Source organism: Terriglobales bacterium (assembly GCA_035691485.1).
In the GTDB taxonomy this organism is placed as follows: Bacteria; Acidobacteriota; Terriglobia; order Terriglobales; family Acidobacteriaceae; genus JAIQGF01.
The window spans coordinates 1-13,028 of the sequence record DASSIZ010000094.1 but is presented as its reverse complement, the minus strand read 5'-3'; the positions used below and the strand labels follow the sequence as shown (position 1 = coordinate 13,028).

At 61.7% G+C, this 13,028-nt stretch carries 12 protein-coding genes; 2 read left to right on the top strand and 10 right to left on the bottom strand.

Translation table 11 applies throughout. The annotated features are described in order from the left end of the window. Nucleotides 1–41 precede the first annotated feature (41 nt). The 9 genes from asnS to VFI82_12320 all read right to left on the bottom strand — a co-directional run bounded on the left by asnS (nt 42) and on the right by VFI82_12320 (nt 9,326). The gene (asnS, locus tag VFI82_12360) at nt 42–1,385 is read right to left on the bottom strand and encodes an asparagine--tRNA ligase (GenBank protein ID HET7185473.1); all 1,344 of its coding nucleotides are present in this window, start codon (nt 1,383–1,385) and stop codon (nt 42–44) included. Nucleotides 1,386–1,416: 31 nt separating this feature from the next. Beyond that, nucleotides 1,417–2,247, bottom strand: coding sequence for a sugar phosphate isomerase/epimerase family protein (locus VFI82_12355; protein HET7185472.1), 831 nt, complete (start codon nt 2,245–2,247; stop codon nt 1,417–1,419). A gap of 115 nt (nt 2,248–2,362) precedes the next feature. After that, entirely contained in the window at nt 2,363–4,231 is a 1,869-nt protein-coding gene (gene ggt / locus VFI82_12350) for a gamma-glutamyltransferase (GenBank protein ID HET7185471.1), read from the bottom strand. Between the two features lie 131 nt (nt 4,232–4,362). After that, nucleotides 4,363–5,175 carry a GNAT family N-acetyltransferase gene (locus VFI82_12345; protein HET7185470.1) on the bottom strand — a complete coding sequence of 271 codons (813 nt, stop codon included), beginning with the start codon at nt 5,173–5,175 and terminating at the stop codon, nt 4,363–4,365. 222 nt (nt 5,176–5,397) lie between these two features. Beyond that, nucleotides 5,398–5,820: an MmcQ/YjbR family DNA-binding protein gene (locus tag VFI82_12340; protein ID HET7185469.1), complete on the bottom strand. Its 423-nt coding sequence runs from the start codon at nt 5,818–5,820 to the stop codon at nt 5,398–5,400. Nucleotides 5,821–5,887: 67 nt separating this feature from the next. Further along, nucleotides 5,888–6,235 (bottom strand): hypothetical protein, encoded by a 348-nt coding sequence (locus VFI82_12335; GenBank protein HET7185468.1) that lies wholly within the window; start codon nt 6,233–6,235, stop codon nt 5,888–5,890. Nucleotides 6,236–6,307: 72 nt separating this feature from the next. Next, nucleotides 6,308–7,459, bottom strand: a complete 1,152-nt coding sequence (locus VFI82_12330; GenBank protein HET7185467.1) for a trypsin-like peptidase domain-containing protein — start codon at nt 7,457–7,459, stop codon at nt 6,308–6,310. Between the two features lie 68 nt (nt 7,460–7,527). Further along, nucleotides 7,528–8,154 carry a dephospho-CoA kinase gene (gene coaE, locus VFI82_12325; protein ID HET7185466.1) on the bottom strand — a complete coding sequence of 209 codons (627 nt, stop codon included), beginning with the start codon at nt 8,152–8,154 and terminating at the stop codon, nt 7,528–7,530. 227 nt (nt 8,155–8,381) lie between these two features. Continuing rightward, nucleotides 8,382–9,326 (bottom strand): bifunctional 5,10-methylenetetrahydrofolate dehydrogenase/5,10-methenyltetrahydrofolate cyclohydrolase, encoded by a 945-nt coding sequence (locus VFI82_12320; GenBank protein HET7185465.1) that lies wholly within the window; start codon nt 9,324–9,326, stop codon nt 8,382–8,384. A 57-nt stretch (nt 9,327–9,383) separates the two neighbouring features. On the opposite strand from VFI82_12320, the gene VFI82_12315 reads away from it, so the two are divergent. Continuing rightward, a complete protein-coding gene (locus VFI82_12315) occupies nt 9,384–10,625 on the top strand; it encodes a glycosyltransferase (GenBank protein HET7185464.1) in 1,242 nt (413 codons plus the stop codon). Next, nucleotides 10,622–11,365 carry a pseudouridine synthase gene (locus tag VFI82_12310; protein ID HET7185463.1) on the top strand — a complete coding sequence of 248 codons (744 nt, stop codon included), beginning with the start codon at nt 10,622–10,624 and terminating at the stop codon, nt 11,363–11,365. Before VFI82_12315 ends, VFI82_12310 begins: the two co-directional genes overlap by 4 nt. A 23-nt stretch (nt 11,366–11,388) precedes the next feature. Here VFI82_12310 and VFI82_12305 read toward each other — a convergent pair. After that, the coding region (locus VFI82_12305) for a sulfatase (protein HET7185462.1) at nt 11,389–13,028 on the bottom strand (1,640 nt) is incomplete at its 5' end.

Sequence of the window (13,028 nt, the reverse complement as noted above, 5' to 3'; positions counted from 1 at the left end):
CTTTCAATCGATTATGTCCAAACCGCCACGACTGACAAACCTTACGGATACAAGCGGTGCAGCATTCTGGGAAACGGAATTGCCTCGCGCAGGTGCTCCAAACCGCAGATCCAGGCTACCGCGCGCTCAATGCCCATGCCGAACCCGCCGTGCGGATTCGATCCATACTTCCGCAGATCCAGATACCACTTGAAAGCCTCTTCCGGCAGGTTGTGTTCGTGGATCCGCTGCCGCAGCAAATCGTAGGACGACATGCGCTGCGACCCGCCGATGATCTCGCCGTATCCTTCCGGCGCCAGCACGTCCACGCACAGCGCCACCTTCGGATTCTTCGGGTCGGGCTCCATGTAGAACGCCTTCACCTCCACCGGGTAGCGATGCACCATCACCGGCCGGTCGAACTGCCCCGAGATGTAGGTCTCGTCGGGCGAACCGAAGTCGCCGCCCCACTCGAACTTTGTCTCCAGCTTGCCCTCGGCATGACCTTTCTGCAGGATTGCGACTGCCTCGTCGTAGCTGATCCGCGGGAAGGGCGCGGTAATCTTTTCCAGCTTCGTGATGTCGCGCCCAATCAGCCCCAACTCTTTGCGCCGGCTTTCCAACACTCGCGCCACGATGTGCGTGAGCAGCCCCTCGGCCAGGTTCATCAAGTCGTCGAGTTCGGCGAACGCCAGTTCCGGCTCCACCATCCAGAACTCGGTCAGGTGCCGCCGCGTTTTCGACTTCTCTGCCCGGAAAGTGGGCCCGAACGAATACACCTTGCCCAAGGCCATCGCCGTGGCTTCGATGTACAGCTGTCCCGACTGTGTCAGGTAGGCCTGCTCCTCGAAATAGTCGACCGGGAACAGCGTGGTCGTACCCTCGCATGCGGCCGGCGTCAAAATCGGAGGATCGGTCAGAATAAATCCCTGGGAGTCGAAGAAATCACGGGTTGCCTTGATGATCTCCGCGCGGATTCGCAGGATCGCCGCCTGCCGCGGCGTGCGCAGCCACAGGTGGCGGTGCTCCATCAGGAAGTCGACGCCATGCTCTTTCAGCGAGATCGGATAAGGATCGTTCTCCGGCACTTTCTGCACTACCTGTACTTCGTTGACGTCGAGCTCGTATCCGCCGGGCGCGCGCTTGTCGGCCCGCACCTTGCCGCGCACAATCACGCTTGATTCCTGGGTCAGTCCCTTCAGCGCCGCAAACGCTTCCGGCGCCTGGTTCTTCGGTACCACGCCCTGGATCACGCCCGAGCCGTCGCGGAACTGCGGAAACAGCAGCTTCCCGCTCTCGCGCAAGTTGTACAGCCACCCGCGCAGCTCTACCGTTTGCCCCTCGTGCTTTCCGATCTCTTCAATCCGCGCCCATGGCGCGACTGCCTTTGCCTCTTGTGTCTCCATAATGGCTCAATCGTGGCTCGTAGTTGGTGGGCTACGCTCCCGCGCTCACCGCCTGCTCCAGCCGGTTGAACGCCTCGCTCATTCCGCTGATAACCTGGTTCTGCGTCTTGCCTTCGCCCTCAATCTCCAGCAGCAGCGGCGGCGCATTCGGCGCCGAGCCCAGCAGCTTCATGGTTTCCGCCCAGTCAATGTTTCCTTCCCCCGGCCACAGGTGCGCGTCTTTATCTTTCTTGTTGTCGTGCACGTGGGTGGAGCGGATGTAGTGCTTCAGAATCGTGAAGGCGCTCTCCACGTCCCCCATGATGTGCGCGTGACCCACGTCGAAGCACACGCCCACATCGTCAAAATGTGATGTCTGCAGCAGCTCCACCAGCCGCTCGGGCGTCGACAGCTCGTTGGGAATGTTCTCCAGCAGGACCTTTACGCCCAGCGGCTTGGCAAAGGCGCGCAGGTGCTCGATCGACGTCATCGCCGCCTCGAACTTGCGTTCATCGAACTCCTCGTTGCTGATCCCGACGTGCTGCACCAGGTAACGATACGGCACGTGCTCGGCGACTTCGATCGCACGCTTGATCTCATCCATCGCCTCGATCCGGCCCTTGCGGTCCTTCTCGGCAATGTTGAGTGGCGCCACGTCGCGCCGTCCCCAATCGTAGCTGTTATAGAACGGCGAGTGTACCGAGTTCAGTTGTGCCCCCGAATCCCGGAACCAGCCCGCGATTTCGAGCACATGCTGCCGCCGCTGCGCGTAATCGAAGTGCCCGCGAAAAGCGAAAATCTCGATCGCCTCCGCCCCGGCTCGGGTTAATCCCTCCAGTAGCCCCGGATGCAGGCGCTCCCGTATGTAAGCAAATGTCGACATCGCTTTCATCATAGCTATTAGCCGTCAGCTCCCAGTAAAACATGGTTTGCGGTTCACGGTGGTCGGTTATCTGGCGCCGCTTTTCAATTACAAATTACAAATTTCAAATGCGCTTCTAGTATCCCACTGCCTTCCCGTTGTTCCTGGCGTCGCTCGCACCCAGGCGCTCCCCGGTCTTGGGATTGATCTCGATCACCTCGGCGTCGCCCCAATATCCGCTCGACCATACCGGGTCGTCGCCGGCAAACTTGTGACCCATGTTGCGCAACAGGTTCATGGTGTCCGGCGAAAATCCCACCCGCTCCGCGTACACCCAATCCGGAGACCACTGCTCGTGGAAACGCGGCGCATTGACCGCCTGCTGCACGTTCAGTCCATAATCCACCACGCCCAGCAGCACGTTGGCCACGGTGGTGATAATTCGCGGCCCGCCTGGCGATCCCATCACCAGCAGCAGCTTCCCGTTATTGATCACCATCGTCGGCGTCATCGCCGACAGCGGACGCTTTCCCGGTCCAATCGCGTTGGCCTCGCCTTGTAGCAGCCCGTACAGGTTTGGCACCCCGGGTTTCGAGCTGAAATCGTCCATCTCATCGTTCAGCAGAAAGCCCAGTCGCTCGGCGGTTACAGCCGAACCGAAGCTCTCATTCAGCGTTGTCGTCACGGCGACTGCGTTGCCCTCAGCATCGACAACAGAATAGTGCGTCGTGTTCACGCCCTCGTGGGCCAACTCCGGCAAACGACCACCATCGACCGTCGAACTTCGATCGTCGACTGATTTGGACGCATACCGCTCCAGCTCGCTGAAAATCGCCGGACGCTTTAGCCCGTTGCTCGCGCTTGCCTTGTCCGGATCCAGCGACTCCCGCCACGCGGCGCCGTATTTCTTGTCGATCAGCTGCGCCACCGGAATCTTGGCAAAATCGGGGTCGCCCAAAAACTCCGCTCGATCATAGAACGCGCGCCGGTAGGCCTCGATGGTCAGGTGCATCGCCTCCGCCGATCCCGCTCCGTACTTCTTCAGGTCGTACCCCTCCAGGATGTTTAGGATTTCCAGCAGCGCTACTCCGCCCGACGATGGCGGCGGCGCGCTGTAAATATCCATGCCGCGATACGTCCCGTGCACCGGCTCCCGCTCCTTGACCCCGTAATCCGCCAGGTCCTTTGCGGTGATCAGGCCGCCACCCTTCTGCACCGCGGCCACCAGCTCGCGCGCCAGCTCGCCGTGATAAAAGTCCTCAGGATTTTTCGCGATCCGCTCCAGGGTGCGCGCCAGCTCCGGCTGCTTCAGGATTTCACCTTGCTCGTAATAGTTGCCGTCGCGCTGGAAGATGCGTCGCGACTCGGCAAACTCCTGCAAGTGCAGCTTCGGATTGCGCAAGTCCTGCGCATCTTCGTAGGAGAGCGCAAACCCTTCACGCGCCAGCCGGATCGCCGGGGCCATCACTTGCGCCAGCGTCAGCTTGCCGAATTTCTTCTCCGCGTATGCCATCCCTGCGACCGACCCGGGGACTCCGATCGCTTTGTAGCCCACCAGGCTGGCGCCCTGAATCACGTTTCCCTGCGCGTCCAGGTATAGATTGCGAGTGGCGGCCGCCGGCGCCTTCTCGCGGTAATCAATGAACTTGAAGGTGCCCCACATCTGCCCGGTTTTGGCCGATGTGGGTTTACCGTTCACCAGGTACACCAGCATGAACCCGCCGCCGCCTATGTTCCCCGCCTGCGGATGGACCACAGCTAGCGCGAAACCGGTGGCCACCGCCGCGTCCACCGCGTTGCCGCCCTGCTTCAGGATCTCCACGCCCGCCTGCGACGCCGCCTCGTGCTGGCTTGCGACCATGGTGTGTGGCGCGTGTGCCGGCCTCATCGCCGACGCCTGGGCGCGCACTCCCGGCAGCGCCGGCAAAATCAAGGTGAGGGCCGCAAAAAACAGCCCGACGCCAGGGAAAGCATGCGCGGTCAGTGATTTGCGATGGAATGGCATGGCAAGCGCTCACCTGCAGCAGAATCTCAGAGGCTAGCCTAGGCGTCGTGGAGAGTCAAATTACCGAAGCGCCGGACTCGGAGTCAGCAGCCAGAACTCAGCGCCCCAGCCAGCCTCGCCTCCAGCCCTGACTACGCTTTCACTACCGTGGCCTTTGAGTAAGCCAGCGTAAATCCCAGCCTCTCCGCGTTTCGCTGCGAAGTCGTGTTCCCCTGCGTGACCACCACCGCCAAATCGCATCCGGCCGCCACCGCGCGATTCAATCTCCGGCCAATCGCCGCAGCCTGGATGCCGCGCCTGCGAAACTCCGGCAGCGTGCTCGTGCCGCCAAGCGCGACCATGCGATGCCGGCGAGAGATCAGCCCCCCGCAGCATGCCACCGGCCGCTCGCCCGACCACACAATCGTGGCCAGTGAATCCGGCACCTCGGTCATCGGTTCCACGAATGTTTCCCAACCAACCGGGACCGAATCCCCGGCAAAAAAGCCCTGCAACATGGTTTTCGCCCACAGCGCTCTATCTTCCGGCGCACAGGCGCAGAACTCCAGCCCGGCCTCGTTTTCGTCAAATCGCTCGTGCGGTTCGAGCTTCCGGGCCATCACGTTGTTCAGTTCTGTCATCACGTATCCGCGTGTCTTGAGTAACTCCAGCAAAGACCCGTTCGTCACCGGCGTGATGTCCACCTGTGCCGCCACATTGTGCTTGCGGTAGAACCCTTCCACCTCGTCCAGAGCTGCAGCCGTGACCGGGCCATCCAGTCCCAGGCCGATCGCGCGCCCGACCGGCGAATTGGCTCCGGCGAAAACCGCATGACCGCCCGCAATCTCCAGGATGTCTGCCCCGATTTCCGGATGCGTGCGCTGCAACACGCGCGCGATCTCCACCTGCGGCACGTCCTCAGCTGCCTCTAGCCGTCGCGCCATCTCTATGTCCACGAATTTCATTCTTGTCCTCTCGAAATCGGTCGCTCAGTCCGTCAGTCAGACTGACAGAATGACGGACTGAAAAATACACACGTATGGATCAGCAGGATTTCAGCAGAGGGTCGCGGACTAGCGGACGGCAGTCATCGGCAGGAGGCAAAAATACGCGACCAGGCAGGCTTCGTCAACACGTTCGTATGGCACGGATCTTTTGCCCTGGATTTCCGTGGCCGCACATTGCCGCTAGGCAGACCTGCGCTTCGGCTTCCTCTCGGCCTTTGCCCGGCTGCGCCTGGCCGGGCGGGCATTCTCGACTTTCTTTTGGTCAAGCGAAGCCCGCACCGCTTGCGGCAGCTTGCGGCGTACGTTTTCATACGACTCCGCAATCAACTCCTTCATTTCCTCGTCCGGCAGCAGGTCCAAACGCTCCAGCGTGATGAAGTCGTAGCGCCCGACGTACGCCGCCCGCGTAATGCCTTCGATTTCCAGCAACTCCGCGCATCGTTCCGGCGTGCTCTTCACCGTCATTCGCACCGGCACGCTACCCAGCGAGAGCGAAACAAAAATCTTGTTGCCGACGCGAAACAGCAAGTCGTCGCCCCATTGCAGCCCTTCGGTGGCGCCGGGAAAGGAGAGGCAATACGCGCGGATGGAGTCGATGTTCATGGCCTCAAAACCGCCCACACCTGCCGAGGCGGCAGATGTGGGGGATAAGAAAGCACTGTATCTCAGCCTACTGTGGTGGAGGAGTGGTCTTCCCGGCGTGAGTGCCCTTGCCCTTCCCGCTATCCTCGCGCAGTTGCTGCATCGCCGAGCGGCAACCCGGGGAGAGCTTGAAATCCGAGTGTGCCTTTTTGTAGGCGTGGATGCACTTCAGCAAGCCCTTGCCGACGGTCTCACTACCGCAACCGGCGGTCTGCGCCTCGGCCGAGCATGCTTGGTTGACGGCGCTCGCGTCAGCATGTTTGTCGGTTTTGTTCGTCCCGCCTGCGCTGGTGTTTTGCGCCAGGCCCAGCGTTGCCAGCAGCAGCACGGCGGCTATACATCCCAGGATACGAGTGATTGTTTGACGTGGAAGCATTCGTGATTCTCCTTTGACACAAGAGGTGTACAAAAGGCCGAATAACGCAAAACAGGACAACCGCTGACCACTCTACGCTTGTTCCCGTGCCTCTCCCAGGGTGACTTTCACATCCATTTTGTTCGAGCCGCGATAAATCGTCACCGTCACCGTGTCGCCGGCGCGATGATTGTTCATGATGTGGGACAGGTCCTGCGGGTCCTCGATCGCCTGGCCATCAATGGCGACGATCAAGTCTCCTCCGATCATGATCGGCGTATTTCCCAGCAATGCGCGCTTGCTGCCGCCGCGCAATCCTGCGCGCTCGGCCGCGCTGCCCGAAATCACGTCGTTGATCAGCAACCCATAATCGGACGGCAGCCCCAGTTGCGCCGCCAGTTCCGGCCCGATGGGGATGGTGTGGACGCCCAGCGACGGACGCCGCACCCGCCCCAGGGACACCAGGTCGCCCAGCACCGCCTTCGCCGTGTTGATGGGGATGGCGAACCCGATCCCCGCGCTCTGCCCCACGTTGGACGCGATCAGCGTATTGATTCCGATCACCTCGCCCTTGGAATTCAGCAGCGGCCCGCCGGAATTTCCAGGGTTGATGGCGGCGTCGGTCTGGATCGCTTCGTCAATAAAACCGGCCCCGCCCGGTTCCTGTACCGACCGGATCGAGCTGACGATTCCCCGCGTCATGGTGCCGCTCAACCCGAAGGGATTGCCGATGGCGAACACCTTTTGCCCCACCAGCAGCCCGCGTGAATTGCCCAGCGTCGCCGGCGTGAACCCGCTGCCGTGAATTTGGATGACCGCCAGGTCGTGTGCCCGGTCCACTCCGATCAGGTCAGCCTTATAAGTTTTGCGGTTGTAAAGCGTGGCCTCGATCTGCCGCGCGTTGGCGACCACGTGGAAATTGGTCAGGACGTGACCTTCCGAGTCGAGAATGAAGCCCGACCCTTGTCCTTCCTCCGGCACCACTCCATAAAAGAAGTTGAACGAGACGGAGCGTGACTTGATGTTCACCACCGAGGGAACGCCCTTCTTGTACACGCTGACGTTGACCTGCTCCTCGGGATCCAGGGCCTCCGGCCCGGCCGCTTCTGTCAGTTCCAGATTGCCGGCCCGCGAATCGCCGCCCAACCAGCGGCCCGGCGCAAAAGTGCCGCGGTGCGCTGTCGTGTAGAAATAAAACGCACCCACCACAAGGAGCGCCAGCAGCAGTACGCGAAGTCCTCTCATATGAGTTCTCAGCTTTCAGCCGCAGAGCAACACCGATCAGCGCAGTTAAATAATCAGAAATTCTGCGTTCATCTCTGTTCATCGGCGGCCAAATGACTTAGTTCTCCCCACACAGCATCTACCCGCCGCTCCGTCTGCTCGCGCGGCCCGGAATTGTCGATCACGTAATCCGCCGCGCGCGCCTTCTCTTCGTCGGAAACCTGCGCCTTCTGCCGCCGCTCCACTTCGGCGAGTGCTTCCTCCGCGGTCAGGCCTTGCCGCGCTGCAAAGCGCGCCGCCTTCTGCTCCGGCCGGCAGGTCACCACCACCAGCTTGTCGAACCGTTTCCCCACGCCTGCTTCCAGGATCAGCGCCGCCTCGACCATCACTACAGTATCGCGATGTCGCGCCCCTTCCTCCTGCATCCACCGGTCCTGTTCCGCGATCACCGCCGGATGCACCAGCCGGTTCAATTCCTCGACGCGCCCACCTCCGAACGCCGCCTGCGCCAGCTTCTGCCGGTCGATGGTCCCGTCCGGGCTGACGATCTCGCGCCCGAAGTGCCGGACCACCTCCTCGTACACCGGCTGCCCCGGCTGCATCAGGCGGTGAGCGATCTCATCCGCCTTGATCAGCTTCGCGCCGCGCGCCACGAACATATCGCCCACCGTGGACTTGCCGCACGCCACTCCGCCGGTGAGACCGACCTTCAGCAACGCTTCCCTTTCGAAACCCGGGTAGTGAGAAAAAATCAAAGGACAAAGCGACAATTAAAAGATTGTCGTCCTGAGCACGCCCGCTTTTGGCGAGCTCAGGATCTATGCTTTCTTCAACTCCGGCGCATATCTGCGCCTGACGAACCACTCCGCGCTCAAATCCTTCCATTCGGGGTTCATCTAGTCTTGCAGTCGTTCTTAAAATATCGTTTACCGATGTATAAAAATCACCGCGCGGTCGCCAACGCCGGCACTTTATGTCCTCGCCGCATCTTGCACGCCTTCAGCGTGTTCACCATCAGCATGGCGATAGTCAGCGGGCCCACGCCGCCGGGCACGGGCGTGATCGCGCCGGCAATTTCGGCCGCCTGCGGGTGCACGTCACCGATCAGCGTCGAGCCCCTGTCGGCGAACGACTTCTCGCGTTTCTCATTGCCTTTGAAAAATTTGTCGAATTCCCCGCGGTCGGTGATCTTGTTCATGCCGACGTCGATCACGGTCGCGCCCGGCTTGATGTAATTCTTGTCGACCATGCCCGTGCGTCCCATGGCGGCGACCAGAATGTCGGCGCGCCGGCAGACGCCCGGCAGGTCGCGCGTTTTCGAGTGGCATATGGTGACCGTGGCGTTGTTGTTGGTGAGCAGCATCGCCGTCGGCTTGCCGACAATGTCGCTGCGTCCCACCACCACCGCGTCCGCACCCGGAATCGTGATCTCGCTGCGCCGCAGGATTTCGATGATGCCCGCCGGCGTGCACGGCACCAGCCCCGGCCGCTGCGTCGACAAGAAGCCCACGTTCACGGGGTGGAAACCATCCACGTCTTTTTCCGGGTCCACCGCCATCAGCACGCGCTTGGAATCCACCTGCTTGGGCAGCGGCAGTTGCACCAGGATGCCGTCGATTTCGTCGCGCGAGTTCAGGTCGTGCACCAGCGCCAAGAGATCGTCGGTGGTGGAGGTGTCCGGCGGCGTGTGCTTCTCGCTGTAGATGCCCAGCGCTTCGCAGCTCTTCACCTTGCCGCGCACGTAAATTTCGGACGCGGGATTGTTGCCGACCAGGATGACCGCCAGCCCCGGGCGAATGCCGGCGGCGCTCATGGTCTTCACTTCCTCGGCGACCTCGGACTTGATGGCGGCGGCGATTTTTTCGCCGTCCAGAATTCTGGCTGCCATGTTTCCTCACAAGAGAATGAAATAAATGCAGCAGAACATTGTACTTTAGGCGCACGCATGCATACGGCGGCAATTGCGGTGGGCGTGACGAGCGTGGGTGCCTGGGTGTACCTGCTGCTGGGGCGGGGGTGGTTCTGGCGCGCAGGGAAATGTTCCGCGAAGAACATCTGTGGAAAAGCCCAAACTGGGGTCCCGGTCTCGGCAGTGGCTGTGGTACCCGCAAGAAACGAAAGGGAGACGATCGGGCCCGCGATCAAGTCCCTTTTGGGGCAGGAATTCGCCGGGAGGCTGCACGTCGTCGTGGTAGATGACCACAGCGAAGATGGAACGGCGGAGGCGGCGCGGGAGTCAATCGAGGACAACCGGTTGATTGTGATCAAGGCCAAGGCGCTGCCCGCGGGATGGACGGGAAAGGTTTGGGCAATGCAGCAGGGCATCGAGGCGGCGCGCGACCTCCATCCCGAATTTATTTTGCTGACCGATGCCGACGTGGTGCACGGTCGCAGCAGCCTGGCAACATTGGTGAGCGTCGCAAAAGAAGGCAGGTACGATTTGACGTCGTTCATGGTCCGGCTGCACTGCGAGAGCATGGCGGAACGGCTGCTGATTCCCGCGTTCGTATTTTTCTTCTTCATGCTGTACCCGCCGCGCTGGATCGCGGCGGCGAACAAGAAGACGGCGGGCGCGGCCGGCGGATGCATGCTTGTGAGGGCGGACGCGCTGGAGCGCGCGGGAGGGTTGGAGGCCATCCGGGGAGAGGTGATCGATGATTGCGCGCTGGCGAGAGCAATCAAGGCGGAGAGATTTCCCTCGGCAGCGGAAGCCGCGCCCCTTCAAAGCGGGAGAGTGTGGCTGGGATTGAGCGATTCGAGCGAAAGCTTGCGGGAGTATGGGTCGTTCGCGGAGATCGGACGGATGATCGCGCGGACGGCGTTCAATCAATTGCGGCACTCGTGGCTGATGCTGGCGGGCGGGTTGGCGGGGATGGCGATTACGTTTGTTGTGCCGGTCGCGCTGATTTTTCTGTACTCCACCCAAGCAAACCCGGCTTGGGTGGGCCACTCCGGATTTGGGTGGGGCACCCTCGGGCTCATGCTCGGCGCTTTGGCCTGGGCGCTGATGACTCTGGCTTACTTGCCGGTGGTGCTTTATTACCGTTTGAACGGCTTGTGGGCAGTAACGCTGCCGTTAGCTGCATCTTTTTATATGGGCGCGGCGGTGTGGTCCGCCGTGAAGTACTGGTCCGGACGGGGCGGCGAGTGGAAGGGCAGGGCACAGGACGGGAAGACGCGGCCATGAAGAACATGAAATCGAGGCCAAGTGAGCGGCAAGTCGGGCTGGCGAGGACGATTTCGAAGCTGGGGTACTGCTCGCGGTCGGAGGCGGCGGAAATCATCCGCGCGGGCCGGGTAAAGCTGAATGGAGCGGTACAGCGCGATCCGCAAACAGCGGTGCGGATGGAAAAAGATCGTGTCAGCATTGATGGCAAGCGGGTGGAGGCGAAAGAAAAGGTTTACCTCATGCTGAACAAGCCGCGCACCGTGGTCACAACCGCGGCGGACGAGCGCGGACGCGACACGGTATATGCGTGCCTTCCGCCGGGATTGCCCTGGGTGGCGCCGGTAGGCCGGCTCGACATGGCCAGCGAGGGCCTGCTGCTGATGACCAACGATACGGAGTGGGCGGCGCGGATCACCGACCCGAAGTCGGGCGTTGAGAAGACATACCACGTTCGCGTGGGAGCGACCGGCGACGAGGAACTGCTGCAGAAGATACTGCGAGGTGTAGAGAGCGAAGGGGAACTGCTGCGGGTGAAGCGGGTTTCGGTCCTTCGCCACGGCAGCAAGAACTGCTGGCTCTCGGTGGTGCTCGACGAAGGCAAGAACCGGCACATCCGCCGGATCATGGAAGAGCTCGGCATCGAGGTGTTGCGGCTCATCCGGGTGGCGATCGGACCGCTGGAGTTGGGCGACCTGAAGAAAGGGCAGGCCCGGCGTCTGACGGCGGAAGAGAAGCGGGCGCTGGAAAGCATTCCCTAAGGTTCTTCGGCGCTACGCTCGGGCTAGCGCTGGGGAGCAGCGCTGGCTGACTCCTGGGCAGCCCGGCATTCCTTGGCATTGTGACAATTCACGGTGGCCGCAAGCCGCTGGTGCAGGGACGACTTCTCTTCCGCCGAAAGTGACGAGAAGGTGTTGCGCAGTTCGTCAGGGTCGCTGGTCAAGTCGTGATATTCCTTTTCGCCGTCGGCATACTCGACATAGAGTGAAGTGCGCGATCGAATGGCCTCGTAAGTAGTCGGATTGCCGCTTCGAAGGCTGGGCATGTCCGGATCCGACGGCTCCCGCACCGGGCCATGGTGCTCGACCAGCGCCGCGGTCCGCCACTGCTTGACGGCTTGCCCTTTCAGTAACGGTGCCAGGCTGAAGCCATCCACGGTCGCCGGGGTCTCGGCGCCGGCAACTTCGGTGAAAGTCGGGCAGAGATCCACGTTCTCCGTAATCTCGTCCATGGTGCGACCGGCAGGAACCCCGGGGCCGGTGACGATCAAGGGAACATGGATGTCGGTGTCGTAAGCCGTCATTTTTCCCGGCAAGAGACGGTACTCGCCCATGTGATAGCCATTGTCCGAGCTGAAAACGAAGTAGGTATTGCTTGCCTGGCCGATGGACTCGACAGCGGCCTGAAGGTCGCCGATCATCTTGTCCACCGCGAGCACGGACTGAGCGCGCTTACGAAAACCGTTGTCAATCGCATCCATGTCGGATGGCGTGAGCGCCCCATGTTTCTGGAGCCAGCGCGGAGCCGCGGCATCATGCGGCGCATTGTAGGCTGGCGTGCGCGGCGCGCGCAGGCCGGGGAAGGCGCCGGCGTCACGGGGCGCGGGCGTATACGGCGCGTGGGGAGCGAAGGTGGCGATCTCGATAAAAAACGGAGTGCCCTTCTGCTGCTTGATAAAACGCACGCCCAATTCGCCAACCACGTCGGTCAGATAATCCTCGGGCTTCGCGCCGTGCCGCACCACCTGTCCGTCCTGGTTGAACGCGTAATTGAACTCCGGATACCCATTGCCGGCGACAACCCAGGTGTTCCACCCGGGAGAGACAGGATGTTTTCTCGGGGCATAGCCGTTCAGGTATTTACCGAGAAATGCGGTGTGATATCCCGCCGCATAAAGGGCGGTGGCGAAGGTGGATTGCTCGTTGCCGCGGGCACGGAACACGAGGTACCCGCCTTCTTCTCCCACGTTCTTGAAAACTCCGGTGTCGTGCGGATAGCGGCCCGTGAATATGGAAGACCGCGACGGGCAGCATAGCGAATCGGTGACGAAGTAGTTAGAGAAGGTGACGCCCGCCTTTTGCATCGCCAGCACGTGGGGCATGAACTGCACCAGGTTCATGGACAGGTCGTCGGTGAGCACGAAGACGATATTGGGACTGCCGGCCGGGGCTGGATGCGCAGGCGGCGGCAATGGCGCCGCTGCGGGTTCACTGTCCTGGTTGGCAGCCGGGCCGCGTGTCTGCGCAGAGCTCGGATTCCTGGCCTTGCATGCCGCGATCCATTGCGAATCCACTTGCGGCAAAGGCTTGCCAGTCTTGGCATTTGTCGTCATTCCCTGGAGCAAAGGCTGGACACAATCCACCAGCAGCCCGTTTCCGCTCTTAGCGCCACCCTGCACGTACCCAGCACTCCGGCAGGCGGTCC

What these genes read in the sequence shown, in the direction of transcription:
- ggt (HET7185471.1), bottom strand. Translation starts at nt 4,231, where the DNA reads ATGCCATTCCATCGCAAATCACTGACCGCGCATGCTTTCCCTGGCGTC.
- VFI82_12330 (HET7185467.1), bottom strand. Translation starts at nt 7,459, where the DNA reads ATGAGAGGACTTCGCGTACTGCTGCTGGCGCTCCTTGTGGTGGGTGCG.
- VFI82_12315 (HET7185464.1), top strand. Translation starts at nt 9,384, where the DNA reads ATGCATACGGCGGCAATTGCGGTGGGCGTGACGAGCGTGGGTGCCTGG.
- VFI82_12335 (HET7185468.1), bottom strand. Translation starts at nt 6,235, where the DNA reads ATGCTTCCACGTCAAACAATCACTCGTATCCTGGGATGTATAGCCGCC.
- asnS (HET7185473.1), bottom strand. Translation starts at nt 1,385, where the DNA reads ATGGAGACACAAGAGGCAAAGGCAGTCGCGCCATGGGCGCGGATTGAA.
- VFI82_12320 (HET7185465.1), bottom strand. Translation starts at nt 9,326, where the DNA reads ATGGCAGCCAGAATTCTGGACGGCGAAAAAATCGCCGCCGCCATCAAG.
- VFI82_12355 (HET7185472.1), bottom strand. Translation starts at nt 2,247, where the DNA reads ATGTCGACATTTGCTTACATACGGGAGCGCCTGCATCCGGGGCTACTG.
- VFI82_12340 (HET7185469.1), bottom strand. Translation starts at nt 5,820, where the DNA reads ATGAACATCGACTCCATCCGCGCGTATTGCCTCTCCTTTCCCGGCGCC.
- VFI82_12310 (HET7185463.1), top strand. Translation starts at nt 10,622, where the DNA reads ATGAAGAACATGAAATCGAGGCCAAGTGAGCGGCAAGTCGGGCTGGCG.
- VFI82_12345 (HET7185470.1), bottom strand. Translation starts at nt 5,175, where the DNA reads ATGAAATTCGTGGACATAGAGATGGCGCGACGGCTAGAGGCAGCTGAG.